25 protein-coding genes are annotated in these 24,206 nt (G+C 69.2%); 13 read left to right on the top strand and 12 right to left on the bottom strand.

Features of this window, described 5'->3' with window-relative positions:
* Window positions 1-3 precede the first annotated feature (3 nt).
* Entirely contained in the window at window positions 4-480 is a 477-nt protein-coding gene (locus SBI67_RS18840; RefSeq protein WP_036401966.1) for a succinate dehydrogenase hydrophobic membrane anchor subunit, read from the bottom strand.
* A complete protein-coding gene (gene sdhC, locus SBI67_RS18845) occupies window positions 477-905 on the bottom strand; it encodes a succinate dehydrogenase, cytochrome b556 subunit (protein WP_082132523.1) in 429 nt (142 codons plus the stop codon). Before sdhC ends, SBI67_RS18840 begins: the two co-directional genes overlap by 4 nt.
* A gap of 218 nt (window positions 906-1,123) precedes the next feature.
* On the opposite strand from sdhC, the gene SBI67_RS18850 reads away from it, so the two are divergent.
* The 3 genes from SBI67_RS18850 (at window position 1,124) to SBI67_RS18860 (ending at window position 4,015) form a co-directional block, all read left to right on the top strand.
* Window positions 1,124-1,522 carry a cytidine deaminase gene (locus SBI67_RS18850; protein ID WP_413232530.1) on the top strand — a complete coding sequence of 133 codons (399 nt, stop codon included), beginning with the start codon at window positions 1,124-1,126 and terminating at the stop codon, window positions 1,520-1,522.
* Window positions 1,519-2,859 carry a thymidine phosphorylase gene (locus SBI67_RS18855; RefSeq protein ID WP_318982043.1) on the top strand — a complete coding sequence of 447 codons (1,341 nt, stop codon included), beginning with the start codon at window positions 1,519-1,521 and terminating at the stop codon, window positions 2,857-2,859. The genes SBI67_RS18850 and SBI67_RS18855 overlap by 4 nt, the downstream gene beginning before the upstream one ends.
* Before the next feature lie 67 nt (window positions 2,860-2,926).
* Window positions 2,927-4,015 carry an adenosine deaminase gene (locus SBI67_RS18860; protein ID WP_318982044.1) on the top strand — a complete coding sequence of 363 codons (1,089 nt, stop codon included), beginning with the start codon at window positions 2,927-2,929 and terminating at the stop codon, window positions 4,013-4,015.
* Here SBI67_RS18860 and SBI67_RS18865 read toward each other — a convergent pair.
* The 4 genes from SBI67_RS18865 to SBI67_RS18880 are packed head-to-tail and all read right to left on the bottom strand — an operon-like array spanning window position 4,005 to window position 7,607.
* On the bottom strand, window positions 4,005-4,841 hold the full coding sequence (locus SBI67_RS18865; protein ID WP_318982045.1) for an alpha/beta fold hydrolase: 837 nt from the start codon (window positions 4,839-4,841) through the stop codon (window positions 4,005-4,007). The two genes, SBI67_RS18860 and SBI67_RS18865, sit on opposite strands and share 11 nt — an antisense overlap.
* Window positions 4,842-4,881: 40 nt before the next feature.
* Window positions 4,882-6,156, bottom strand: coding sequence for a protein export chaperone SatS (gene satS, locus SBI67_RS18870; RefSeq protein ID WP_318982046.1), 1,275 nt, complete (start codon window positions 6,154-6,156; stop codon window positions 4,882-4,884).
* 51 nt (window positions 6,157-6,207) lie between these two features.
* Complete coding sequence (locus SBI67_RS18875; protein ID WP_318982047.1) at window positions 6,208-7,305, bottom strand: NlpC/P60 family protein; 1,098 nt, start codon at window positions 7,303-7,305, stop codon at window positions 6,208-6,210.
* Window positions 7,306-7,307: 2 nt separating this feature from the next.
* Complete coding sequence (locus SBI67_RS18880; protein ID WP_318982048.1) at window positions 7,308-7,607, bottom strand: hypothetical protein; 300 nt, start codon at window positions 7,605-7,607, stop codon at window positions 7,308-7,310.
* A 100-nt stretch (window positions 7,608-7,707) separates the two neighbouring features.
* Here SBI67_RS18880 and upp point away from each other — a divergent pair, with 100 nt between their 5' ends.
* Entirely contained in the window at window positions 7,708-8,331 is a 624-nt protein-coding gene (upp, locus tag SBI67_RS18885) for a uracil phosphoribosyltransferase (RefSeq protein ID WP_318982049.1), read from the top strand.
* Between the two features lie 4 nt (window positions 8,332-8,335).
* On the opposite strand, the gene SBI67_RS18890 is transcribed toward upp, so the two are convergent.
* Both SBI67_RS18890 and SBI67_RS18895 read right to left on the bottom strand, forming a co-directional pair.
* Window positions 8,336-9,838 carry a phospho-sugar mutase gene (locus SBI67_RS18890; protein WP_318982050.1) on the bottom strand — a complete coding sequence of 501 codons (1,503 nt, stop codon included), beginning with the start codon at window positions 9,836-9,838 and terminating at the stop codon, window positions 8,336-8,338.
* A complete protein-coding gene (locus SBI67_RS18895; RefSeq protein WP_318982051.1) occupies window positions 9,835-10,293 on the bottom strand; it encodes a MarR family winged helix-turn-helix transcriptional regulator in 459 nt (152 codons plus the stop codon). Before SBI67_RS18895 ends, SBI67_RS18890 begins: the two co-directional genes overlap by 4 nt.
* 80 nt (window positions 10,294-10,373) lie before the next feature.
* On the opposite strand from SBI67_RS18895, the gene SBI67_RS18900 reads away from it, so the two are divergent.
* Window positions 10,374-11,477: an AbrB family protein gene (locus SBI67_RS18900; RefSeq protein WP_318982052.1), complete on the top strand. Its 1,104-nt coding sequence runs from the start codon at window positions 10,374-10,376 to the stop codon at window positions 11,475-11,477.
* Here SBI67_RS18900 and SBI67_RS18905 read toward each other — a convergent pair.
* Window positions 11,423-12,217, bottom strand: coding sequence for a purine-nucleoside phosphorylase (locus tag SBI67_RS18905; RefSeq protein ID WP_318982053.1), 795 nt, complete (start codon window positions 12,215-12,217; stop codon window positions 11,423-11,425). The genes SBI67_RS18900 and SBI67_RS18905 overlap by 55 nt on opposite strands.
* Window positions 12,218-12,235: 18 nt before the next feature.
* On the opposite strand from SBI67_RS18905, the gene SBI67_RS18910 reads away from it, so the two are divergent.
* From SBI67_RS18910 to SBI67_RS18920, 3 genes are all read left to right on the top strand, one after another.
* Window positions 12,236-13,486, top strand: coding sequence for a M20 family metallopeptidase (locus tag SBI67_RS18910; protein ID WP_318982054.1), 1,251 nt, complete (start codon window positions 12,236-12,238; stop codon window positions 13,484-13,486).
* Window positions 13,483-14,649 (top strand): amidohydrolase, encoded by a 1,167-nt coding sequence (locus SBI67_RS18915; RefSeq protein WP_318982055.1) that lies wholly within the window; start codon window positions 13,483-13,485, stop codon window positions 14,647-14,649. Before SBI67_RS18910 ends, SBI67_RS18915 begins: the two co-directional genes overlap by 4 nt.
* Before the next feature lie 139 nt (window positions 14,650-14,788).
* Window positions 14,789-15,673, top strand: coding sequence for a type IV toxin-antitoxin system AbiEi family antitoxin (locus SBI67_RS18920; RefSeq protein WP_318982056.1), 885 nt, complete (start codon window positions 14,789-14,791; stop codon window positions 15,671-15,673).
* A gap of 67 nt (window positions 15,674-15,740) precedes the next feature.
* On the opposite strand, the gene SBI67_RS18925 is transcribed toward SBI67_RS18920, so the two are convergent.
* A complete protein-coding gene (locus SBI67_RS18925; protein ID WP_266045602.1) occupies window positions 15,741-16,214 on the bottom strand; it encodes a gamma-glutamylcyclotransferase family protein in 474 nt (157 codons plus the stop codon).
* A 94-nt stretch (window positions 16,215-16,308) separates the two neighbouring features.
* On the opposite strand from SBI67_RS18925, the gene SBI67_RS18930 reads away from it, so the two are divergent.
* The 3 genes from SBI67_RS18930 to SBI67_RS18940 all read left to right on the top strand — a co-directional run bounded on the left by SBI67_RS18930 (window position 16,309) and on the right by SBI67_RS18940 (window position 20,385).
* A complete protein-coding gene (locus SBI67_RS18930) occupies window positions 16,309-17,724 on the top strand; it encodes an NAD(P)H-quinone dehydrogenase (protein ID WP_318982057.1) in 1,416 nt (471 codons plus the stop codon).
* A gap of 73 nt (window positions 17,725-17,797) precedes the next feature.
* Entirely contained in the window at window positions 17,798-19,537 is a 1,740-nt protein-coding gene (locus SBI67_RS18935; protein WP_318982058.1) for a glycerol-3-phosphate dehydrogenase/oxidase, read from the top strand.
* A 2-nt stretch (window positions 19,538-19,539) separates the two neighbouring features.
* Window positions 19,540-20,385: a pseudouridine synthase gene (locus SBI67_RS18940; protein ID WP_318982059.1), complete on the top strand. Its 846-nt coding sequence runs from the start codon at window positions 19,540-19,542 to the stop codon at window positions 20,383-20,385.
* A gap of 53 nt (window positions 20,386-20,438) precedes the next feature.
* Here SBI67_RS18940 and SBI67_RS18945 read toward each other — a convergent pair whose 3' ends face one another.
* The gene (locus SBI67_RS18945; protein ID WP_318982060.1) at window positions 20,439-21,206 is read right to left on the bottom strand and encodes an FkbM family methyltransferase; all 768 of its coding nucleotides are present in this window, start codon (window positions 21,204-21,206) and stop codon (window positions 20,439-20,441) included.
* Window positions 21,207-21,482: 276 nt separating this feature from the next.
* Between SBI67_RS18945 and SBI67_RS18950 the strand changes: the two genes are divergently transcribed.
* On the top strand, window positions 21,483-22,253 hold the full coding sequence (locus SBI67_RS18950; protein WP_318982061.1) for an SDR family NAD(P)-dependent oxidoreductase: 771 nt from the start codon (window positions 21,483-21,485) through the stop codon (window positions 22,251-22,253).
* A gap of 21 nt (window positions 22,254-22,274) precedes the next feature.
* Here SBI67_RS18950 and SBI67_RS18955 read toward each other — a convergent pair whose 3' ends face one another.
* Window positions 22,275-22,958, bottom strand: a complete 684-nt coding sequence (locus tag SBI67_RS18955) for a TetR family transcriptional regulator (RefSeq protein WP_266045607.1) — start codon at window positions 22,956-22,958, stop codon at window positions 22,275-22,277.
* 156 nt (window positions 22,959-23,114) lie between these two features.
* Here SBI67_RS18955 and SBI67_RS18960 point away from each other — a divergent pair, with 156 nt between their 5' ends.
* The gene (locus SBI67_RS18960; RefSeq protein ID WP_318982062.1) at window positions 23,115-24,182 is read left to right on the top strand and encodes a ferredoxin reductase; all 1,068 of its coding nucleotides are present in this window, start codon (window positions 23,115-23,117) and stop codon (window positions 24,180-24,182) included.
* Window positions 24,183-24,206 lie beyond the last annotated feature (24 nt).

Here is a 24,206-nt window from a genome sequence, read left to right on the forward strand (position 1 = left end):
AGCTCAAGAGATGTTCGCGTCGAACGTCAGTAGCACGTAGGTACCCAGTACCAGGGTGAACAACATCGACAGGGCCAGCAGGGTGTTCAGCCAGAACTTGGTCGAATCCTTGCGGGCGTAATCGGCGATGATGGTGCGCATCCCGTTGCCGCCGTGCAGTTGGGCCAGCCACAGCAGCAGCAGGTCCCAGGTCTGCCAGAACGGCGAGGCCCAGCGTTGCGCGACGTAGTTGAAATCGATCCGGTACACGCCGTTCTGCCACATCAGCATGATGAACAGGTGGCCCAGCGCCAGGAACACCAGGACGATGCCCGAGAAGCGCATGAACAGCCAGGCGTACTTCTCGAAGTTGGGCATGCCGCCCGGGCGCCGCGGGGAGCGCGGGTTGTCCAGCCCGGCGGGCCGGTCGTAGCTGCGCTGCATGACCGGGGCCGGTCCGCCGCGCTCGCTCAGGTGGTCGTATGGATTTTCGCCGCTCATAGAAAACGCTCCGCCATGTGCATGCCGAGGACTCCCAGCGAGGGGATCATCACGGCCAACCAGATTCCGGCAATCACCCACAGCATCAGGCGCTGGTAGCGCGGGCCGTGCTGCCAGAAGTCGATGAGGATCACACGGATGCCGTTGAGCGCGTGGTACAGCACCGCCGCGACCAAACCGACCTCCATGAGACCGACGATGGGCGTCTTGTACGTCTCGATGACTTCGTTGTAGGCCTGCGGGCTCACCCGCACCAGCGCGGTGTCGAGCACATGGACGAACAGGAAGAAGAAAATGGTGGCACCCGTGATGCGGTGCAGAACCCAGGACCACATGCCTGGATCGCCGCGGTACAGGGTGCGACGGCGGCCCGGTTTTGATCGCGGTGCCGGTGTATCGGAATCCGCAGCCGTAGCTGTGCTCATAGGGGTGTCCTCCAACGCCATCGGTGGACGTCCGGGGACAAGGCTGTAATTCGTCCCCAAACCTCGGGGCGACTCTAATCCCAAATGGAACCGACTTAGAACTAGCGTGGAGCCGAAAGAGGCCGTTCTACCACAAAGTTAGGGTGACCTACATTGGTTGTAGCCTTCGGATGTCGATCCTTCGGAATGCATTCAGATCATCCTGCGCGGAGGGTGTCATGAGCCTGGAAATCGACTGGAAATTGTTGCGAGACAACGCAATCGAAGCTTCGCGCGGGGCCTATGCGCCGTATTCGGGTTTTCCGGTCGGAGCGGCCGCCTTGGTCGACGACGGCAAGATCATCCGCGGATGCAATGTGGAGAATGTCTCATATGGCCTAGGTCTCTGTGCCGAGTGTGCTGTGGTCTGCGTCCTGTTTTCCGGCGGTGGCGGGCGCCTCGTCGCGCTCAGTTGCGTGGCCGCCGACGGCGCCCCGTTGATGCCGTGCGGACGGTGCCGGCAGGTGCTCTACGAGCACGGCGGACCCGATCTGCTGATCGACCATCCCGACGGTCCGCGCCGGCTGGCCGACCTGCTGCCCGACGCCTTCGGGCCTGCCGATCTGGAGCGCGCATGAGCCCGGGTACGCCTGCCGATGCGCCTCAGCACGGGTCGCATCTCGATGCACATCATCACGGGTCGCATCTCGATGCTCCGTCCGTCATCCGGACCAAACGCGACGGCGGCGTCCTCACCGACGAGGCCATCGACTGGGTGATCGACGGCTACACCCACGGTCGTGTCGCGGACGAACAGATGTCGGCCCTGCTGATGGCGATCTTCCTGCGCGGCATGACCCCCGGCGAGATCACCCGCTGGACCGCCGCGATGGTGGCCTCCGGTGAGCGGTTCGACTTCACCGATCTGGGGCTGCCCCTGGTCGACAAGCACTCCACCGGCGGGGTCGGTGACAAGATCACCATCCCCCTGGTACCGGTGGTACTGGCTTGTGGCGCAGCGGTTCCGCAGGCCGCGGGCCGCGGCCTCGGACACACCGGGGGCACCCTGGACAAACTGGAGGCCATCGCCGGATTCACCCCCGAGCTGTCCAAAGAGCGCATCCGCCAACAGCTTTGCGATGTCGGAGCGGCCATCTTCGCCGCGGGCGATCTCGCCCCGGCCGATCGCAAGATCTATGCCCTGCGCGATGTCACCGCCACCACCGAATCGCTGCCGCTGATCGCCAGTTCGGTGATGAGCAAGAAACTGGCCGAAGGAGCGCAAGCCCTGGTCCTGGACGTCAAGGTGGGCCGCGGCGCGTTCCTCAAGACCGAAGCCGAGTCCCGCGAGCTGGCGGCCACCATGGTGGCGCTCGGCAATTCCTACGGCGTCCCGACCCGGGCGTTGCTCACCGACATGAACCGTCCACTGGGCCGCACCGTCGGCAACGCGCTGGAGGTCGCCGAGTCGTTGGAGGTGCTGGCCGGCGGCGGCCCGCCCGACGTGGTCGAGCTGACCCTGGCGCTGGCAGCCGAGATGCTCGACGCCGCCGGGATCGATCGGGTGGACCCGGCCCAGACCCTGCGCGACGGCACGGCGATGGACCGGTTCCGCCGGCTCGTCGCCGCCCAGGGCGGTGACCTGAGCCAACCGCTGCCGCTCGGTACGCACACCGAAACGGTCACCGCATCCAGCGCCGGGGTGATGGGCGATATCGATGCCATGGCGGTGGCGATGGCCGCGTGGCGGCTCGGGGCGGGCCGCGCCGCACCTGGGCAGCCGGTCCAGCTCGGAGCCGGTGTCCGGATCCATCGCAGGCCCGGTGAGCCCGTGTCCGCCGGCGAAACGGTGTTCACCCTCTACACCGAAACGCCCGAGCGGCTACCGGCGGCGTTGGCCGAACTCGACGGCGGGTGGAGCGTCGGCGGCACCGTTGCCGAGCTCGGCCCCGTCGTCATCGACCGTATCGGGTAGGCGAACACGTGATGACGGCCCGGGAGATCCGCGCGCCTGCGCCGCCGCGGGCGAGCAAGATGGACAGATGAGTACGCCGCTGACCCTCGACCTGATCACCCAAGCCCCCAAAGCGCTGCTGCACGACCACCTCGACGGCGGGTTACGCCCGGCCACGGTGCTCGAGCTGGCCGATCAATTCGGGTACGACGAGCTACCGGCCACCGAGGTCGACGAGCTCGCGACGTTCTTCCGTACCGCCGCCCACAGCGGGTCGCTGGTGCGCTACCTGGAACCGTTCGCGCACACCGTCGGCGTGATGCAGACCCCCGAGGCCCTGCACCGGGTGGCCTACGAGGCCGTCGAGGACCTCGCCGAGGACAACGTGGTGTACGCCGAGGTCCGGTTCGCCCCCGAACTGCACATCGATCGCGGACTGTCGCTGGACGCCGTCGTCGACGCGGTGCTCGGCGGCTTCGCCGACGGCGAGAAGGCCGCCGCGGCGGCCGGCCGCACCATCGTGGTGCGCTGCCTGGTCACCGCCATGCGGCACGCCGCACGGTCCCGGGAGATCGCCGAGCTGGCCATCCGGTTCCGCGACCAGGGCGTGGTCGGCTTCGACATCGCCGGCGCCGAGGCCGGTTATCCGCCCAGCCGGCACCTGGATGCGTTCGAGTACATGCGAAGCAACAACGCGCGCTTCACCATTCACGCCGGTGAGGCCTTCGGCCTGCCGTCCATCCACGAGGCCATCGCCTTCTGCGGTGCCGACCGGCTGGGCCACGGGGTGCGCATCGTCGACGACATCACGGTCGGCCCCGACGGCGCGGTGCGGCTGGGCCGGCTGGCGGCCATCCTGCGGGACAAGCGCATTCCGCTGGAACTGTGCCCCAGCTCCAACGTCCAGACCGGGGCGGTGGCCAGCATCGCCGAGCATCCGTTCGACCTGCTGGCCCGCACCCGGTTCCGGGTCACCGTCAACACCGACAACCGGCTGATGAGCGACACCACCATGAGTCAGGAGATGCTGCGGCTGGTCGAGGCCTTCGGCTACGGCTGGAGCGACCTGGAACGCTTCACCATCAACGCGATGAAATCCTCGTTCCTGCCGTTCGACGAGCGGCTGGCCCTCATCGACGGGGTGATCAAACCGCGCTATGCGGTGCTCATCGGCTGAGGACGGTCCGCAAGGTTGCCGCGAACTCGCCTGGCGCGCCGAGGAATCCACCGTGATCGCCGGGGAAGATGACCGGCTCGCGGTGCAGCAGCGCCGCCAGCGCCCGGGTGGTGGCGGCGGTGAGCAGGTGGCCGGACTGCGCGCCCAGCGCGACGACGATCCGCGCCGGCCCCGCGGTCAGCGCGGCGATATCGGGCAGGTACCGGGTGGTCTCCCGCAGTTCGTGGTCGAAGAACCGGGCGGAGTCGGCGAGCTGCTCGGCCAGTTCCTCGGGCGTCGGCTCCGGGCCTGGGGGAGGGCCGGCATGCGGGTCGCCCAGGTCGAAGCCGGCGTTGGCCATGAACGCCATCCACGCCGCCTCGACCCCGTCCCGGTGGAACGTCGCGATGATCTCCTCGGTGGCCGCGCGGTGCTGGTCGGCGTCGGGCAGCAGCTCCAGCAGCGGGGGCTCGTGGGCGACCAGGGTGCGCACCCGGCCGGGGTGGCGTGTGGCCAGCGCCAGCCCGGTCACCGCGCCGCCGCTGGATCCGAACACGTCGGCGGAGTCGGCGCCCAGCGCGTCGAGGATGGCGGCCACGTCGTCGGCACGCAGGTCCGGTGTCGCGTCCTGGTCGGGGTCATGGATCGTGCTGTGGCCCAGGCCCCGCGGATCGTAGGTGACGACGGTGTGGTCGGCGGCCATGGCGTGCGCCAGCGGCAGGAACTCCGTGGCGGTCATCGGCGAACCGATCACCAGCAGCAGCGGCCCGGACCCGCGTACCTCGTAGTGCAGGCGGGCGCCGGGAACGTCGAGTGAGCGGCAGATGAGTCCGTCCGTGGTGGTCATACCGGTATGGACCGGCCGCCACCGCCGAAATCATCGGTGATCACTCGTGGCGCAACCGCGATTCGACGAAGCTCTCCAGCTCTTCCCACTGCTCCACGGCCTTGGCGTACGGCGCGGCCGGTTTGGCCGCACTGTCCGGCTCGATCAGGTAGGAGACCAGCGCACCGAGCGGCTGGGTGCGCTCCAGCGCCTTGGCGACGATGGTGTCCTCGGCGTAATCGCCGACATCCCTGAGGAATTCGACGGCCAGCTCCAGCTGGTCACGGTCAACGGCGTCCGGGCCGTCGGCGATGTCGTCGGCCAGGCCGGACAGCACGTAGATGTTGTCATCGGTGACGTCCACCCGCAGGGATCCGTCGGTGGCCGCGGTCCTGATGATCTCATAGGCGCTGTAGCCGGACAGGTCGCTCTCGTGCTCGTCGGCCAGATAGCGGGCCAGCGCCCGTTCGGAGCTGAACACGCTGATGCGGCCGTTGCGGCCGAGGAACTTCGGGTCGTCGCCGACGTAGCAGCGCAGCGTGTACAGGGTGCCGCCGCTGGTCATGATGCGCACCGGGTCGATGCCGACCTGGGTCCAGAAGTCCTCGTCACCGCCGAGCACCTGGCGCTGGGCCTCGGCCTCCAGCGCTTCGCTCTCCTCGTCGGTGTCCACCTCACCCTCGATGACCACCTCGTCGTCGTCGGCGGCGGCGAGATCGTCCTCGTCGGGCTCGGGTGCCGGCTCGTCGAGCTCCTGCTGGGCCTTGGCGGAGTCGGCGGCGCTGACCTCCGGCGTGCTGACCAGTTCGTCGATGACGTCGATGACCGAGTCCCAGGAGCGACCGATCACCGCCTCGATCTCGGCCCAGCGCTTGCGGCCGGCGCGGCCGGCGAAGGCCTCCAGTCCGCCGCCGATGGTGCCCAGCACGGGGTTGCCGTTGAACAGTTTGGTGATCACCGGCAGGTCGCATACCGACCCGATGGCCGAGACGATCACCAGCGCGCGGCGCACGGCGTCGACGGAGTCCTCGGAGGGCTTGTCCGCCACCAGGGCGGGCACCTCGACGAGGTCGTAGAGGTGGGCGTCGTCGGGATCGAGCCGATGCGCATTGGCCTGGGTGAGCTTCTCCCAGGCCGGGTGGTCGGTGAGGTCGTTGTCGGCGTTGGTCCGCACGAACGCCGTCAGGTCGGCCACCGACTCGAACGCGAACAGGTCCTCGTCCTTGCCGAGGAAGGCCTCCCATTCGTCGCCGGCGTCGCGCCAGCGGGGTGCCCACAGGGTGTACAGGTCGCCATTGGTCAGTCCGAGCCGGACCGGCACGATGTCAGCCGCCATGGCGCACAGCGTAACGATGCAGGCTGACCGCTCGGGGGCCACACCCGTAGTTCACGCCGTCGGACGCCAGAAGCCCTGAAAGCCCTGCCCGGCGTTGGTGGTGCGGATGGCCGAGAGTTGCACCGGATCGCCCGCCTCGATCATCGTGCCGTTGCCGACGATCATGGCGACGTGGCCGTCCCACACCGCCAGGTCGCCGGGGCGCAGTGATCCGGCGTCGACGGCGGCCCCGATGTCCTGCTCCTGGGCCAGCCGCGGGATCTCCAAGCCCGCCTCCCGGTAGGCCCACTGCGTCAGCCCGCTGCAGTCCAGGCCGACGCCGGGGGTGGTGCCACCCCAGTCGTACGGCACGCCCAACTGGGTCAGTGCGTGCCGCACGGCGCTGGCCGCGATGGCATTCGGCGCGGTGGCGGTGCTGCCGTCGGGCAGCCGGACGGCCACCCCGGACCCGAAGGCGGCCGGATCGCCCAGGACGGCGCCGCGCCGCCGGTCGGTCGGCGTGGCCCGCTCCAGCGCCCCGGACAGCGCCGGCGCCAACCCGGCCCCCATCGGCGTGAGCGCCCCCATCGCTCCGGGCGCGAGCGCCCCGGCTCCCGGTGCCAGCCCCGGGAAACCGGCCGGGGCCAGGCCGGCCGGTGCGGTCGGCACCGTCGGGCGGGGCGCGGCCCCGATGGTGGCCGCGTGACCGTCCAGCTCGGCGCGCAGACCGTCGACCACATCGGTGGCCCGCCGTTGGGCATGCCGAGCCTGCGCGGTCAGTTCCTCGGCCACGCCGGGGTCGTCCAGCTGCGGTTCCAGCTCGGCGGCGCAGGCTTCGAAATCGGCGATGATGTCCTGCAGCCGGGCGCGGGCCCGGGCAATCGCGTCCGCGGCCGCGCCGACCCGCTCGGCGAGCAGCCCGACCCGTTCGGCCAGCGTGCGCACGGCTGCGGCGATCTCGTCGGTGGACCGCGCCGCCGCGGCGCCGGCTTCCCCGGACCACGCGGCGTCGTCCCAGGCGCGGGAGGTGCCGGTGGCCAGCGCATCGAGCCGGTCTCTGGCGTCGTCGAGCAGCGCCGACGGATGCTCCGCCGCCGCCCAGCCGGGCCCGATCTGTGCGGCCAGGTGGTGCAGGGGTGCGGCCAGCCCGGCGACCAGCGCGCTGGACACGCTCAGCCGCCGAAGGCTGAGAGCGATTGCCCCACATGATGTTCGGCGTCCCGATAGGACACCGCGATACGCCCGGCGGTCTGTTCGGCGAGGCCGAGCTGGGTCCCGAGTTCGGTGACCGCCCGGGTGGTGTCGGCCACCGCCGCGCGCAGGGCAGCGACAAGGGCGTCGGCGACCGGCCCGAACAGCGCGGGAGCCGAGTCGGCGGCGGCGGGCAGGGTGGTGGCCAGCGCACTCAGTTCGGCGGCGATGCCGCCCAGGGCGAAGCCGGTGCGGTCGATGGCGGCGGTGTCGGCGTGCATGTGGGTTATGACGCACGCCGGGCGGCAGCGGTTCCACCCGAATCCGGCACTTGGCCGAGTACCGCGCCGCCCGATCGGTGTCCGGCTAGTCTTTCGGCCCATGGATGTCCGGGTCGTCGATCACCCCCTTGCCGCCGCGCGGCTCACCACGCTGCGCGACGAACGCACCGACAACGCGGGATTCCGGTCCGCGCTACGCGACCTCACCCTGATGTTGGTGTACGAGGCGACCAGGGACGCCCCCGCCGAAGAGATCACGGTGCGCACCCCGATGGCCGAGACGGCGGGCTCCCGATTGGCCAACCCGCCGCTGTTGGTGCCCGTGCTGCGGGCCGGCTTGGGCATGGTGGACCAGGCCCACGCCTTGATCCCGGAGGCGCAGGTGGGGTTCGTCGGCGTCGCCCGCGACGAGCGCACACATCAGCCGACGCCGTATCTGGCGTCGCTGCCCGAGGATCTGAGCACCCGGGCGGTGTTCGTGCTGGACCCGATGTTGGCCACCGGCGGCTCCATGGCGCACACCCTGACCCTGCTCCAGCAGCGCGGCGCCACCGACATCACCGCCATCTGCGTGGTGTGTGCTCCCGAAGGCATTGCGGCACTGGAGCGCACCGCCCCCGAGATCCGGCTGGTGACCGCCACCATCGATGAGGGGCTCAACGAGATCGCCTATATCGTGCCGGGTCTCGGGGACGCCGGCGATCGACAGTTCGGTCCGCGCTGACTTCTCACCAGGCCTGCGCGGCGGCCACCAGTTCGCCGCGCAGCGCGGCGGCTGCGGTACGGGCCGCAGCCAGATCGTCGGTCGGCGCGCACCGCACTTCGATATAGGACTTCAGCTTCGGTTCGGTGCCCGACGGGCGGATCACCACCCGGATCCCGGCGCCGCTGAACACCAGCGCATCGGTGCGCTGCTGGCCGCGCCGCTGCCCGAGATCCTCGACGGTCACCGGGATACCGGCAAGCGCGGCAGGGGGATTCGCGCGCAGCGCCGCCATTGCCTCGGGCGCATCGTCGACGCGGCGGGTCACCGCGGCCGTCTCGTGCACACCGTGGCGACGGGCCAGGTCGTCGAGCGCGTCGAGCAGGGTGCGGCCCTCGGTGGCCAACGTGGACACCAGATCGCACACCAGGACCGCGGCGCTGATGCCGTCCTTGTCGCGCACCGCCTCCGGGTCCACGCAGTGCCCGATCGCCTCCTCGTAGGCGTAGACCAGGGTGGTGCCGGGTGCGGTGGCCCGCGCCAGCCATTTGAACCCGGTCAGGGTCTCGGCGTGCTGCGCGCCGTGGTGCGCGGCGATCGAGGCCAGCATGCGCGAGGACACCACCGTGCTGGCGACCAGCGCGCTCGCCGGGTCGGCGAGCCTGGACAGCAGGTATTCGCCCAGCAGCCAACCGGTTTCGTTGCCGGTGAGCATGCGCCAACCGGCGGGTCCCGGCACGCCGACGGCGCACCGGTCGGCGTCGGGGTCCAGCGCGATGGCGACGTCGGCGCCGATGTCGGCGGACAGGGTCAACAGCAGGTCCGCGGCGCCCGGCTCCTCCGGGTTGGGGAACGCGACGGTGGGGAAGTCCGGGTCGGGGGCGAACTGCGACTCGACCACATGCACATCGTCGAAGCCGGCCAACGCCAAGGCATCCAGGGCGAATTCGCCGCCCACGCCGTGCATGGGGGTCAGCGCCACCCGGGCGGTGCCGGACCCGCGCCGCACCGCGGCGGCCCGCTCCAGGTACGCGGTGAACACCTCGGTGCCGTGCGGCTCGACGGATCGGCGGGCGATGTCCTGCGGGGCGCGGGCCATCGCGGTCTCGATCTCCCGGTCCGTCGGCGAGATGATCTGCATGCCGCCGTCGAGATACACCTTGTAGCCGTTGTCGTTCGGCGGGTTGTGCGATGCGGTGATCTGCACACCCGCCGCGGCGCCGAGGCGTCGCACCGCGAACGCCGTCACCGGGGTCGGTGCGGGCTGCGGCAGCATGACGACGGAAAAACCCTGGGCGGCAAGCACTTCGGCGGTCGCAACGGCGAACTCGTCGGAGTGGTGGCGGGCGTCGCGGCCGACCACCACCGTCGACCCGCCCAAGCAACGGTCGGTGAGAACCCGCGCCAACGCCCAGGTTGCCCGGGTCACCGTGCCGACGTTCATGGCATCGGCACCCTCGCGCATCGGGCCACGCAGGCCGGCGGTGCCGAAGGTCAGGGCCGGTGCTGCCGGGCGCTCGCCAGTCATGCGCTGATTGTGCCCGCTGCCGCGGAGTCCGCGTCGGCCAGCTTGCGCAGCACGGGGGCCACCAGCATGAGCAGGTCGAATTCCAGCTCGTTCAGGGTGTCGCGCATGGTGGTGTGCAGCCACGCATCGCGCTCGGCGCGGTCGGCTTCCAGCAGCGCCAGGCCGGTGGGGGTGAGTTCGATGAGCTGACGCCGGCGGTCGTGCTGATCGGGCCGGCGCGCGGCGAGCCCGCGACCGACCAGGTCGTTGATGCCGTCGGTCAGTGACTGCACCCGCACATGCAGCCGGGCGCCCAGTTCGGCCGGCGTGGTGGAACCGGCGCGGCTCACCTCGCCGAGCAGTTCCAGTTGGCTCAGGGTGAGGCCGTGGTCGGGGCGGTGGCGGCGCATCTGGCGGGTGACCGCCATCATCGATTCCCGCAGTTCGGTGGCGGCCGAGGTGTCCTTACTAGCCATATAACAAGGATAACCTTGGTATTTGACCTGAGTCACACAGGTTGAATGTCGACAAAGACAAGTTCATACTTGATATAGATATGAAGCGGTTCGCGAAGTGGGTGCTGTTACTGACGGTCAGTGTGGCCGTCACGGTGCCGCTCACCGTGGCCGGTGTGCCTTCGGCGGCCCTGTTTGCCGCGCTGGTGGTCGGTATCGCCCTGGCGCTGGCCGGCCAGGCACCGGGAGGCGTGCCGCGCCGCGCCGGGGTCGCCGCCCAGGGTGTGCTCGGGGTGTACATCGGCACCATGGTGTCGCAGAACGCCGTCGCCGCTCTCGGCCCGAACTGGCTGCCGGTGCTCGGTGTCGCGGTGGCCACCCTGCTGCTGTCGGTGCTCGCCGGGGCGCTGCTCGGACTGCACCGTGATGTCAGCCCACTCACCGGATCGTTGGCCCTGGTGGCCGGGGGAGCGTCGGGTCTGGTGGCCATCGCCCGCGAGCTCGGCGGCGACGAACGCGTGGTCTCGGTGGTGCAGTACCTGCGGGTCGCGCTGGTCACCGCGTCCATGCCGGTGGTCGTCACCCTGGTCTACCATGCCGACAAGAGCCATGGTCACCTCGCTGCCGTACGCGAAAGTGCCACGGCACCTTGGTATCTCAGTATCGTCATGCTGGTCGGGCTGGTGCTTGTCGGGTCCAACGCCGGCAGGTTGATCCGGTTGCCGGGGGCCGGGTTGCTCGGGCCGCTGGCGCTGACGGTGGTGCTGCAATTGACCGGCATGTCGTTCGGACTGAGTGTGCCCGCCGTGCTGGTTCAGGCCGGCTACCTGGTGATCGGCTGGCAGGCCGGCCTGGCCTTCACGCGGGAATCGCTGCGTGCCGTCGCCCGCATCCTGCCCACCGCGCTGGCACTGATCGTGGTGCTCGGCGTCGCCACCGCCGGTCTGGGCGTCGCGCTGGCCCACTTCGCCGGCCTCACCCCGCTGGAGGGGTACCTGGCCACCAGCCCGGGCGGGGTCTATGCGGTCCTGGCCACCGCCGTCGAGACCGGCTCCAACGTCACCTTCATCATCGCCGCACAGGTGGTGCGCATCCTGATCATGCTGTTCATCGCGCCCCTGCTGGCGCGGGGGATGGCCCGGCTCGGAGGTCAGAGGCGAGCGATGACCGCGGCCAGCAGGGTGCCCATCCGCGTGGCGGACTGACGGCCGGCCTCCAGCACCTCGGCGTGCGACAGCGGCTGGCCCGTCATGCCCGCGGCCAGATTCGTCACCAGCGACACGCCCAGCACCTGCGCTCCGGCTGCCCGCGCGGCGATCGTCTCGTGCACCGTCGACATGCCCACCAGGTCCGCGCCCAGGGTGCGCAACATCCTGATCTCGGCCGGCGTCTCGTAATGCGGGCCGGGCAGCCCGGCATAGACACCCTCGGTCAGCGTCGGATCGATCTCCCGGGCCAGGGCACGCAGCCGCGGCGCGTACGCGTCGACCAGGTCGACGAACTGCGCGCCCACCAGCGGGGAGCGCGCCGTCAGGTTGAGGTGATCGCTGATCAGTACCGGTTCGCCCACCCGGTACTCGGCGCGCAGCCCGCCTGCGGCATTGGTCAGCACCACGGTGCGCGCCCCCGCAGCGCAGGCCGTGCGCACCGGGTGCACGACATGGCGCAGATCGTGCCCCTCGTAGGCATGGATCCGGCCGACCAGCACCAGCGCGTGGCGGGCGCCGACCGGAACGGACAACACCTGACCACCGTGTCCGGCCGCGGTCGGCGGGGTGAACCCGGGCAGTTCGGCCATCGGGATGGTGGCGCTCGGCGACCCGAGTTGCTCGACGGCGGGCGCCCAGCCCGACCCCAGCACGACAGCGACGTCGTGGGCGTCGACCCCGGTGCGTTCCCGGATCGCCTGCGCTGCGGTATCGGCCGTCAGCTGTGGATCAGTCACGAATGAGATACTGCCAGGATGCCCACGGTCACCGCGTTGTCGAGCGTCGAGGATGCCGTCCACCGGCACGGCGGGGACCTCATCGAACTGTCCCACGCGATCCACGCCGAACCCGAGCTGGCGTTCGAGGAACACCGCAGCTGCGCCAAGGCCCAGGCGCTGGTGGCCGAGCGCGGTTTCGCGATGACCGCCGCGGTCGGCGGACTGCCGACCGCCTTCCGGGCCGAGTACGGCAGCGGTCCGCTGGTGGTCGGGATCTGTGCCGAGTACGACGCGCTGCCCGGCATCGGGCATGCCTGCGGACACAACATCATCGCCGCGTCCGCCGTGGGCACCGCGCTGGCGCTGGCCGAGGTGGCCGACGAGTTGGGCTTGACCGTCGTGCTGCTGGGCACCCCGGCCGAGGAGACGGGCGGCGGGAAAGCCTTGTTGCTCAAGGCCGGAACATTCGACGACATCGCCGCGACGGTGATGCTGCACCCCGGCCCGATCGATATCGCCGCGGCACGTTCGCTGGCCCTGTCCGAGGTGGCCGTCGGGTACACCGGCCGGGAATCGCACGCCGCCGTCGCGCCGCATCTGGGCATCAATGCCGCCGACGCCCTGACCGTCACGCAGGTGGCCATCGGCTTGCTGCGCCAGCAGCTCGCACCCGGCCAGATGGTGCACGGTCTGGTCACCGAGGGCGGCCAAGCCAGCAATGTCATCCCGGCGCACACCGAGCTGCGCTACACCATGCGCGCGACCACCATGGAGTCACTGCGCGAACTGGAGCAGCGGATGGCGGGCTGTTTCAGCGCCGGGGCGGTGGCCACCGGCTGTACGCACACCGTCGCCGAGACCGCGCCCGCCTACGACGCGCTGGCGCCCGATACGTTCCTGTCCGAGGTGTTCCGGGCCGAGATGCTGCGGTTCGGCCGGACGCCGGTGGCCAAGGAACTGGAGACGGCCCTCCCGCTGGGCAGCACCGATATGGGCAATGTCACGCAGGTGATGCCCGGCATCCATCCGGTCGTCGGCGTGGACGCCGGCGGCGCGTCGATCCACCAGCCGGAGTTCACGGTCGCCGCGGCCGGCCCGTCGGCGGACAAGGCCGTCACCGAGGGCGCCATCATGTTGGCCCGCACCGTCGTCGCGTTGGCGCAGAGCCCGGCCGAACGCGACCGGGTGCTGACGGCACACGAACGGCGACGGGGAGAGCTTTCTTCGGGGCGAGCGCAGCGACGGGAGAACTCTTCGGGGCGAGCGCAGCGACGGGAGAAGAGATGAGTCTGCGCGCACACACCGCGGCCTGGATTGCCGCCCACCATGACGACCTGGTGGCCTGGCGACGGCACATCCACACCCATCCGGAACTGGGCAGGCAGGAGTTCGCCACCACTGAGTTCGTCGCCAACCTGCTGGCCGATGCCGGGCTGAACCCGAAGGTGTTGCCCGGCGGCACCGGGCTGACCTGTGATTTCGGCCCCGACGACGGGCCTCGGGTGGCGCTGCGCGCCGATATGGACGCGCTGCCGATGGCCGAGCGCACCGGTCTGCCGTTCGCGTCGACGGTGCCCGGGGTGGCGCACGCCTGCGGGCACGACGCGCACACCGCGGTGCTGCTCGGCGCGGCGCTCGCGCTGGCGTCCGCCCCGGAATTGCCGGTCGGGGTCCGGCTGATCTTCCAGCCCGCCGAGGAACTGATGCCCGGTGGCGCGATCGACGCGGTAGCGGCCGGGGCGGTGGCCGGGGTGACGCGGATCTTTGCGTTGCACTGCGATCCGCGCCTGGAGGTCGGCAAGGTGGCCACCCGGCCCGGGCCCATCACCTCGGCGGCCGACTCGATCGAGATCACCCTGCACTCACCGGGCGGGCACACCTCGCGACCGCATCTGACCGGGGACCTGGTGTACGCGCTGGGCACTCTGATCACCGGCGTGCCGGGCGTGCTGTCACGTCGGATCGACCCCCGGCTGAGCACCGTGATGGTGTGGGGTGCCGTCAACGCCGGGGTGGCGGCCAACGCCATTCCGCAGACCGGCACGCTGGCCGGCACCATCCGCACCGCCAGCCGGGAGACCTGGCTGACGTTGGAATCCCTTGTCAGGGAGACGGTTTCGTCGTTGCTGGCGCCGCTGAAGGTGGAGCACGCGGTGAACTACCGCCGTGGTGTGCCGCCGGTGGTCAACGAGGAGACCGCCACCCGCATCCTCACCCATGCCATCGAGGCGCTGGGGCCCGACGCGTTGGCCGACACCCATCAGTCCGGCGGCGGTGAGGACTTCTCCTGGTATCTGGAGGAGGTGCCCGGCGCGATGGCGCGCCTGGGTGTGTGGTCCGGTCGCGGCCCGCAGTTGGACCTGCACCAGCCCACCTTCGACCTGGACGAGCGTGCGCTGGCCGTCGGCGTCCAGGTCATGTCCAACCTCGTCGAGCACTCCGCTCCCTGACGTTTCTCTGGCGAGCGGCCGTGTCTGCACACCGACACGCCGCAATGGTTGGCATTTTGGGGACACTCGCCGGCCGGGTTATCCACAGATCTTCGCGCGGGGCTGTTGTGCCCGGTTGTCGTCGCCGACCATCGGTGCCATGGTCGACGAGCTCATCGAACTCTTCCGGGCTCAGGGCGGCCTCGCCACGAGTGCGCAGATCCTGACCTACATGCCGCGGAGGGCCTTCGAGGCCTCGGTCAATTCCGGTGCGCTGGAACGTATTTGGCAGGGCATCTACTGCCTGGGTGAACCGGACGACGCGCTGCGCCTGCGCGGGCTCGACTTGCTCTGCGGCAGAAGGGTTCCGGTGTGCCTGGCCACCGCGGCGGCGGTCTACGGGTTTGACACCGAGGACCCGGCGGAGCTGCATGTGCTCAGCCCGCCGGGTACCCACCTGCGATCCGCGGACGGCTTGGTGGTGCACCGCCGCGACGATGCCCCGTTGCGCATGGTCGCCGAACGCCTGACCACGGCACCGAATTGGACGGCGGTGGAGGTCGCCCGCGCGCTGCGCCGGCCCCGTGCCCTCGCGACGTTGGACGCGGCCCTGCGCAGCGGCAGTTGCGACCGGGCTGGGTTGCGTCGGGCCGCGCGCGAGCAGTGGGGGCGGCGCGGCATCGTCGCTGTCCGTGACCTCATCGAGTTCGCCGACCCACTGGCCGAGTCGCCGATGGAGAGCGAGGCCCGGTTGGTGATGCGCGAGGGCGGGCTGCCGGCACCGGTGCTGCAGTACGAGGTTGTCGACGGAAATCGGGAGTTGCGCCGGCTGGATTTCGCCTGGCCATTCGCGGGCGTAGCCGCCGAGTACGACGGCGAGGCGGCCCACAGCGGACCCGACGCGATGCGCCGCGACCGGCGCAGGCAGGCGGCGCTGCAGGATATCGGGTGGACCGTCATACCCATGTTGGCCGAGGATGTCCGGCGCCAACCGGTGGAGCTTGTCGCACGGATCGAACGTCAACTGCTGCGACGGGCGGCGTGAGCGTCCGCAAAATGCCACTCATTGCGGCGTGTCGGTGTGCAGACATGGCCGCTCGCCGAAGAAAGCGTTACGTGCCGGGGCCGACGTTGGCGGCGGGGCGGGTGCGCAGGTCATGGACGTACTCGGCGGGCGCGCCGGCGATCTCGGCGGCGTCGGCCATCACCCCGAGGTAGCGCGCCGACGGCAGGCCGCCCTCCCAGGCGTCGACCACGTAGAGCCAGGCCAGCACCGGATCGGTGGTGGTGTCCGAGGACAGCCGGTCCACCCGGCAGCGGATCTTCTTGTGGAAGCCGAGCTCGGAGCCTTCCCAGCGGTCCAGGTTTTCTTCGTCTTCTTTGGTCATGTCGTAGAGCACGACGAAGACCTTTTCGTCGGGATCCTCGACCAGGGTCGCCAGCGCGCCCTCCCAGCCGATGTCTTCGCCGCCGAAGGTCAGGCGCCACCCGTGCAGCCAGCCGGTACCAGCGACCGGCGAATGCGGGGCGCGCTGCAGCATCTGGTCCGGATGCATATTCGACCCGTAAGCGGCGTAGAGCGGCACGGGCCAACTTTAGGCGGTTCAGCGGGCGGGAGCGAAGCGACCCGGGGGATCGGCACGTGTGGGCTCGGCCGCAGTCACCCACTACGTTAAGGGCGTGCCCACCCGCATCGTGATCATCGGCGGCGGACCCGCCGGCTATGAAGCCGCCCTGGTCGCCGCATCCCGTGGCCCCGCCGTCGCGCAGGTCACCGTCGTCGACAGCGACGGTATCGGCGGCGCCTGCGTGCTGTTCGACTGCGTGCCGTCCAAGACGTTCATCGCCTCGACCGGCGTCCGCACCGAGTTGCGCCGCGCCAACGGGCTCGGCTTCGACATTGCCATCGAGGACGCCAAGATTTCGCTGGAGCAGATCCACAACCGGGTCAAGACGCTGGCCAGGTCGCAATCCGCCGATATCGGCGCGACCCTGCTGAACGCCGGCGTCAACGTGGTCAAGGGTCGCGGCGAACTCGTCGACAGCGTGCCCGGCATGGCGCACCACCGCGTCAAGGTGTCCACGCCAGACGGCAAGGTCGGCGTGCTCAAGGCCGACGTGGTGCTCATCGCCACCGGCGCCACCCCGCGGGTGCTGCCCGGTGCGGTCCCCGACGGCGAGCGCATCCTGAACTGGCGCCAGCTCTACGACCTGACCGAGCTGCCCGAACATCTGGTGATCGTCGGGTCGGGGGTCACCGGCGCCGAATTCTGCAGCGCCTACACCGAGCTCGGCGTCAAGGTCACCGTGGTGGCCAGCCGCGACCAGATCCTGCCGCACGAGGATTCCGATGCCGCCGCGGTGCTGGAAGAGGCGTTCTCCGAGCGCGGGGTGTCGCTGGTCAAGAACGGCCGCGCCGAATCGGTGACCCGCACCGACTCCGGGATCAAGGTCACCCTGGCCGACGGCCGCACCGTCGAGGGCAGCCACGCCCTGATGACCGTCGGGTCGGTGCCCAACACCGGCGGCCTCGGCCTGCAGAACGCCGGTATCGAACTCGGGCCGGGGAACTATCTGACCGTGGATCGCGTGTCACGCACCACGGCGCCGGGCATCTACGCCGCCGGGGACTGCACCGGCCTGCTGCCGCTGGCCTCGGTGGCCGCCATGCAGGGCCGCATCGCGATGTATCACGCCCTCGGCGAGGGGGTGAACCCCATCCGGTTGCGTACCGTGGCGTCGGCCACTTTCACCCGGCCCGAGATCGCCGCGGTCGGGGTACCGCAGACCAAGATCGACGACGGCACCGTGCCCGCGCGCACGTTGATGCTGCCGCTGACCACCAACGCCCGCGCCAAGATGTCGTTGCTGCGCCGCGGTTTCGTGAAGATCTTCTGCCGACCGGCAACCGGCGTGGTCATCGGCGGTGTGGTGGTCGCCCCCATCGCGTCGGAGTTGATCCTGCCGATCGCGCTGGCGGTGCAGAACCGGATCTCGGTGGGCGATCTGGCCCAGACGTTGTCGGTGTATCCGTCGCTGTCGGGGTCCATCGTGGAAGCGGCGCGCCGGCTGATGGCCCATGACGATCTCGACTAGCGACCTGGACTAAAGGCGAGTTCACCTCCGCGGCGCGGGGCGTCGCCGGGTGCGGCAACGTAGGCTCGCACATGTGACTGACCCGATCTCAGGCAATGGTCAAGCTCAGCTCGGGCCCGACCAGCGGGCGACGGCCTGGCAGCGGCTGGGCAGTGAACAGTTCGACGTCGTGGTCATCGGTGGCGGCGTCGTCGGCTCCGGGGCGGCGCTGGACGCGGCGACCCGCGGACTCCGGGTCGCCCTGGTCGAGGCCCGCGATTTCGCGTCCGGGACGTCGAGCCGCAGTTCCAAGATGTTCCACGGTGGCCTGCGCTACCTGGAGCAGCTGGAGTTCGGTCTGGTTCGGGAGGCGCTGCACGAGCGCGAACTGTCGCTGACGACGCTGGCCCCACACCTGGTGAAGCCCTTGCCCTTCCTGTTCCCGCTGACCAAACGGTTGTGGGAGCGGCCCTATATCGCCGCAGGCATCTTCCTCTACGACCAGCTGGGCGGCGCGAAATCCGTTCCGGCGCAGAAGCATCTGCTTAAGGCCGGCGCGTTGCGGCTGGCTCCCGGGCTCAAGCGCAGTTCGCTCATCGGCGGTATCCGCTACTACGACACCGTCGTCGACGACGCCCGGCACACCATGACGGTGGCCCGCACGGCAGCCCACTATGGCGCGGTGGTGCGGACCTCGACGCAGGTGGTGGCGCTGCTGCGCGAGGGCGACCGGGTCACCGGAGTGAAGGTGCGCGACTCCGAGAACGGGGCGGTGACCGAGGTGCGCGGGCACGTGGTGGTCAACGCCACCGGCGTGTGGACCGACGAGATCCAGGCACTGGCCAAGGAGCGCGGCCGGTTCCGGGTGCGGGCCTCCAAGGGGGTGCACATCGTCGTGCCGCGGGACCGCATCGTCAGCGAGGTGGCGATCATCCTGCGCACCGAGAAGTCGGTGCTGTTCGTCATCCCGTGGGGCACGCACTGGATCATCGGCACCACCGACACCGACTGGAATCTGGATCTCGCGCATCCCGCCGCGACCAAGGCGGACATCGACTACATCCTGGGGCACGTCAACACGGTGCTGGCCACGCCGCTGACGCACGACGATATCGACGGGGTGTATGCAGGCTTGCGGCCGCTGCTGGCGGGCGAGAGCGAGGAGACCTCCAAACTGTCCCGTGAGCACGCGGTGGCGGTTCCTTCGCCGGGATTGGTGTCCATCGCCGGCGGTAAGTACACCACCTACCGGGTGATGGGCGCCGACGCGATCGATGCCGCAGCCGAATTCGTGCCGACCCGGGTGGCGCCGTCGATCACCGAGAAGGTGCCCCTGGTGGGGGCCGACGGCTACTTCGCACTGGTGAATCAGACCGAGCATGTCGGCAGGCACTACGACTTGCATCCGTACCGGGTGCGGCATCTGCTGGACCGGTACGGGTCACTGATCGGTGAGGTGCTGGCCATGGCGGAGGGGCAGCCCGACCTGCTGGAGCCGATCACCGCCGCGCCGGTCTACCTCAAGGTCGAGGCGGTGTACGCCGCAGCCGCGGAAGGTGCGCTGCATCTTGAGGACATCCTGGCCCGGCGCATGCGCATCTCGATCGAGTATCCGCATCGCGGGGTGGACTGTGCGGCGGAAGTCGCCGAAGTCGTTGCGCCCGTTCTGGGTTGGAGCGCGGCCGACGTGGAGCGGGAGGTGCAGACCTACCTGGCGCGGGTGGAGGCCGAAGTGCAGTCCCAGACCCAGCCCGACGACACGTCCGCCGACGCACTGCGCGCCGCGGCGCCCGAGGCCAGGGCCGAGATCCTGGAACCGGTACCGCTGAATTGACCGTGCCGGGTCGGCCGGGTTACGACGGTATCGGCCCGTCCCGACTGCGGGTGCAGGGCGGCAACCTACACGACGAGCTGCAGCGGCGGTTCGGTGCCGGCGCCAAGGTGCTTGCCGGCGAGGTGTTCTGCGCCGACGGCACCGTCGCCGACGGATCCACGGTGCTGCCCGCCGGCGCCCACGTCTTCCTGTATCGCGAGTTGCCCGACGAGGTGCCGGTGCCCTTCGCGATGCCCATCCTGTACCGCGACGACGACATCGTGGTGGTCGACAAACCGCATTTCCTGGCGACCATGCCGCGCGGCGCGCACGTCGTCCAGACTGCCCTGGTGCGGCTGCGCCGCGAGTTGGACCTGCCGGAGCTGAGTCCCGCGCACCGGCTGGACCGGCTGACGGCCGGGGTGTTGTTGTTCACCGCGCGCCGCGCGGTCCGTGGTGCGTATCAGACGATGTTCGCCGCGGGTGTGGTGCACAAGACATATCTGGCGCGGGCCGCCGGCACGCCGACCGTCGAATTGCCCACGGTGCTGCGCAGCCGGATCGTCAAAGAGCGCAGCCGGTTACAAGCGTTCGAGATGCCTGGGGAGCCCAACGCCGAAACCTATGTCGAAGCCCTCGGTAACCAGCACTATCGGTTGTCCCCGCGCACCGGTCGCACCCATCAACTGCGCGTGCACCTGGCGTCGATCGGAATCCCCATCGACAACGATCCGCTCTACCCCGATGTGATCGATATCGCACCGGGGGACTTCAGTCGACCGCTGCGGCTGCTGGCCCAGCGGCTGGCGTTCCGGGACCCCGTCAGCGGCGTGGACCGTGAATTCGTCAGCCACCGGACGCTTTATTGACGTAATCGATAAATCATTCGCTAGGGGAGCGGAATTGCGTGTTCTACGGCAATTTAGTTCGTCTTGCGAATGAATTGCGCAATACCGCCGTAGTGGCGCAGCGTGTGCGTCTCGGCCAATGGATTGTGATCGAAAACGTACTCGACATAAAGCTTGTTGATATTGCGCGCCAGCGACGCCGGGATGTTGTCGATGACCTGCGCTTCGAGGCCCTCGATATCGATCTTCAGAATGTCGATGCGCCCGTGCTTGCCGATGACTTCCTTCAGCACGGTCTGCGAGTTGACGCATGTCACGGTGAGGGTGTGGTCCAGGTGCGCGTTCACCCCGCCATACCGGCCGCTGTCCTCCCAGCCGAACTCCACCTCGCCGTCGCTCACACCCACCGCGACCTCACGCAGTTCGTACCGCCCCTCGAAGGGGTGCAGATTCTCCTTGAGCTTGGCCACGTTGGACGGCAGCGGCTCGAAGAGGTAGGCGAAGGCGGCCGGGGTGCGGGTGAGGAAGTAAGCGGCCGAGATGCCGATATTGGAACCGAAGTCGACGATCACCTCGTCCGTGCTGTCGGCGTGGTAGTCGTCGCGGCAGAAGATCTCGTTGACCGTGAGCACGTCGTGCCCGGAATTCAGGCCCAGCGCCAGCCAGGACTGTGGGGTGCGAACGCGGACGGTGTACGGGTACTCGCCGGTGCCGGCCAGATAACGGGTGAACATCCGGACCGGATGGTCGTAAAGCCGCACCATGTTGCGGGCAGCGACGTAATGTCGGCGTTGCAACAACGAGCTCGCAATTTTTCCCAACTGGCGTCCAGCAACCTGCATCTTCACCTCCGTCGTTGCGGGGGCGCGCTAATCCGCAAGGCTCGAATGATCCCCTCGTACGCGCCTAACAATAGCTGTCGAGCTCGTCAAATACTTGCCCGGGCCGTCGTTGGTCGCGAGCGAGCGGTGTGACCGCCTTCATCGTGGCTGATCGATGTTCATTGCTGAGTATGCACGTAAGTACCCGCCTCGCGCTAAACCAAGACATTTGCCACACCGCCGGATCTGGCTCGATCCGGCTCCGATGACCTGGTCCGATCTGGTCTACTGACGGCCATGGATCGCGCCCGGTTCGACACGCTTTTCGACATGTCCGGAAGGACCGTCGTGGTCACCGGCGGCACCCGCGGGATCGGCCTCGCGCTGGCCGAGGGTTTCGCCTTGGCCGGGGCCCGAGTGGTGGTGGCCAGCCGCAAGCCCGACGCGTGTGCGGCTGCCGCGCAGCGGCTGCGCAGCCTGGGGGCGGCCGCGATCGGGGTGCCTGCGCATCTCGGCAACGTCGACGACCTCGCGGCGCTGGTGGACCGCACCGTTGCCGAGTTCGGCGGGATCGACGTGGTGGTGAACAACGCCGCCAACGCCCTGGCGCAGCCCCTCGGGTCCATGACGGTCGAGGCGTGGGACAAGTCGTACGCGGTCAATCTGCAGGGCCCGGTATTCCTGGTGCAGCACGCACTGCCGCACCTGAAGCAGAGCCCCGCGGCGGCGGTGCTGAACATGGTGTCGGTGGGCGCGTTCAACTTCGCGCCGTCGTTGTCCATCTATGCCTCCGGCAAGGCTGCCCTGATGTCGGTGACCCGATCCATGGCGGCGGAGTTCGCGCCGCTGGGCATCCGGGTCAACGCGATCGCGCCGGGGCCGGTCGACACCGACATGGTGCGCAACAATCCGACCGAGGTGATCGAGGCGATGGCGTCGAACACCTTGATGCGTCGGCTGGCGTCACCCGACGAGATGGTCGGTGCCGCACTGCTGTTGTGCTCGCCGGCCGGTAGCTACATCACCGGGCAGGTCGTGATCGTCGACGGGGGCGGCACCCCCCGCTGATCCACCGCGGCCGCACCGGGGTCAGTCCGCGCTGCGCCAGCCCCGCACCCCGACGGCGATCATCCGCATCTGTTTGACGGCTATGCGCTTGATCTCCTCCAGGGCGGCGGGGTCGGCGGCGTCCTCGGTGGTTTCCGCGATCGAGATCATGGCGTTGACGAACAGGTTGGCCAGGATGTTGAGATCCTCGCTGCTCCAATTCTTCAGACCGGGAAACCGGGCCAGGTCGATGGCGAGTTCGGAAGTGAGCAGCCGGATTTCGGTGCGAATGGCGTAGCGCAGCACGGCAACGCCGCTGGCCCGTTCGCGGGTGATGAAGCGCCAGTGCTCGCGGCGCTCGCTGATGCTCGCGATCAGGATCTCGGCGGAGGATTCGATGACGTGGTTGGGGTCGAGCTTTCCGGCGCGCGCGCCGCGCAGCATGTCGCGCAGCGATCGGAAGGACTCGTCGATCAGCACCAGGCCGAGTGATTCCATCGAATCGAAATGCCGGTAGAAGGCTGCCGGCACGATTCCCGCCTTGCGGGTCACCTCGCGCAGGCTCAGCCCGGTGAAGCTGCCCTCCTCGAGCAGCTCCAGTGCGGCGGCGACGATCGCCCGGCGCGTGACCTCTTTGCGTTCCTCTCGGGACAGGGTGTCTCGCGACCGCGACCGACCCGAGCGCGCGGACCGCCCGGCGCGGGACTTCGGAGACTCGCTATCCACAACCATCGAGCCTACAACCGGATACTCCTCCGATTCGGCCGACGTTCCGGTGTCAAGTGTTTGTGAATTCAGAGTACGTATGTTCACCGTGTTATGCCCGTCACAACCTGCTTGTTTTCCTTGACCATGCGCTTTGCGTCGATTCACAGTGTACATATGTTCACCGAAACGTTGACGCACAAGCTGCGCGACCGGGTGCTCCGGTCGCCGCTCCTGGATCTGCTCACGGGACCGCACGGCGTCGATCGCTACACCGAGATCGTCGATCCGGTGTGGATCAAGGGCGCCGCGCGCGCCAAGGTGGTGGCGGTCCGCCGCCAAAGCGCCCGCAGTGTCACACTGACGCTGGAACCGAACGCCGCCTTCGCCGGATTCCGTGCCGGCCAGCACATCAACCTGTCCGTCGAGATCGACGGCCGTCGCCATACCCGGCCCTATTCGCCGGCCAACGCCGAAGGCAGCCGGCTGATCGAGTTGACCGTCGGTCTGCACGACGGCGGTCTTGTCTCCACCTATCTCTACGAGAACGCCAAGCCGGGCATGACCGTCGGTCTGGACTCCGTCGGCGGCGACTTCTCCATGCCCGACGAGCGGCCCCGGCGCATCCTATTCGTCTCCGGCGGCAGTGGGATCACCCCGGTGATATCGATGCTGCGGACGTTGCTCGCCGAAGGATTCACCGGGGAGATCGCGTTCGTCCACTACGCCCGGTCGGCCGAGGAGGCTTGCTACCGTGACGAACTCGACGCCCTGCCCGGGGTGAAGGTGCTGCACGGCTACACCCGCGACGATCGCGGCGCAGACCTGGACGGGTACTTCGCCCCGCATCACCTGTCGGCCGCCATGGCCGACCCCGAGGCGGTGTACGTGTGCGGCCCACCCGCGCTGGTCGACGCGGTGCGGACGTTGTGCCCGCAGGCGCTCTCGGAGAGCTTCGTTCCGCCCGTCTTCGCCGCCCCGGCGGATTCCAGCGGCGGCACGGTCACCTTCACCGGCAGCGGTGTCGAGGTCACCGACAGCGGAAAGACGTTGCTGGAGCAGGCCGAGGCGGCCGGCCTGAAACCCGAGAGTGGCTGCCGGATGGGCATCTGCTTCAGCTGCACCAGAACCAAAACCCAAGGCGCGGTGCGCAATCTGCTCAACGGCTCGGTGTCCACCGATGCCTGCGAAGACATCCGGATCTGCATCACCGCTCCCGTCGGTGATGTCGCGATCGACCTGTAGACGACCTGTTGACCCCGGACACGA

Origin of the sequence: Mycolicibacterium chengduense, from assembly GCF_033741155.1 — a bacterium.
In the GTDB taxonomy this organism is placed as follows: Bacteria; Actinomycetota; Actinomycetes; order Mycobacteriales; family Mycobacteriaceae; genus Mycobacterium.

What these genes read in the sequence shown, in the direction of transcription:
- SBI67_RS18840 (WP_036401966.1), bottom strand. Translation starts at nt 480, where the DNA reads ATGAGCGGCGAAAATCCATACGACCACCTGAGCGAGCGCGGCGGACCG.
- sdhC (WP_082132523.1), bottom strand. Translation starts at nt 905, where the DNA reads ATGAGCACAGCTACGGCTGCGGATTCCGATACACCGGCACCGCGATCA.
- SBI67_RS18850 (WP_413232530.1), top strand. Translation starts at nt 1,124, where the DNA reads ATGAGCCTGGAAATCGACTGGAAATTGTTGCGAGACAACGCAATCGAA.
- SBI67_RS18855 (WP_318982043.1), top strand. Translation starts at nt 1,519, where the DNA reads ATGAGCCCGGGTACGCCTGCCGATGCGCCTCAGCACGGGTCGCATCTC.
- SBI67_RS18860 (WP_318982044.1), top strand. Translation starts at nt 2,927, where the DNA reads ATGAGTACGCCGCTGACCCTCGACCTGATCACCCAAGCCCCCAAAGCG.
- SBI67_RS18865 (WP_318982045.1), bottom strand. Translation starts at nt 4,841, where the DNA reads ATGACCACCACGGACGGACTCATCTGCCGCTCACTCGACGTTCCCGGC.
- satS (WP_318982046.1), bottom strand. Translation starts at nt 6,156, where the DNA reads ATGGCGGCTGACATCGTGCCGGTCCGGCTCGGACTGACCAATGGCGAC.
- SBI67_RS18880 (WP_318982048.1), bottom strand. Translation starts at nt 7,607, where the DNA reads ATGCACGCCGACACCGCCGCCATCGACCGCACCGGCTTCGCCCTGGGC.
- upp (WP_318982049.1), top strand. Translation starts at nt 7,708, where the DNA reads ATGGATGTCCGGGTCGTCGATCACCCCCTTGCCGCCGCGCGGCTCACC.
- SBI67_RS18890 (WP_318982050.1), bottom strand. Translation starts at nt 9,838, where the DNA reads ATGACTGGCGAGCGCCCGGCAGCACCGGCCCTGACCTTCGGCACCGCC.
- SBI67_RS18895 (WP_318982051.1), bottom strand. Translation starts at nt 10,293, where the DNA reads ATGGCTAGTAAGGACACCTCGGCCGCCACCGAACTGCGGGAATCGATG.
- SBI67_RS18900 (WP_318982052.1), top strand. Translation starts at nt 10,374, where the DNA reads ATGAAGCGGTTCGCGAAGTGGGTGCTGTTACTGACGGTCAGTGTGGCC.
- SBI67_RS18910 (WP_318982054.1), top strand. Translation starts at nt 12,236, where the DNA reads ATGCCCACGGTCACCGCGTTGTCGAGCGTCGAGGATGCCGTCCACCGG.
- SBI67_RS18915 (WP_318982055.1), top strand. Translation starts at nt 13,483, where the DNA reads ATGAGTCTGCGCGCACACACCGCGGCCTGGATTGCCGCCCACCATGAC.
- SBI67_RS18920 (WP_318982056.1), top strand. Translation starts at nt 14,789, where the DNA reads ATGGTCGACGAGCTCATCGAACTCTTCCGGGCTCAGGGCGGCCTCGCC.
- SBI67_RS18945 (WP_318982060.1), bottom strand. Translation starts at nt 21,206, where the DNA reads ATGCAGGTTGCTGGACGCCAGTTGGGAAAAATTGCGAGCTCGTTGTTG.
- SBI67_RS18950 (WP_318982061.1), top strand. Translation starts at nt 21,483, where the DNA reads ATGGATCGCGCCCGGTTCGACACGCTTTTCGACATGTCCGGAAGGACC.
- SBI67_RS18960 (WP_318982062.1), top strand. Translation starts at nt 23,115, where the DNA reads ATGTTCACCGAAACGTTGACGCACAAGCTGCGCGACCGGGTGCTCCGG.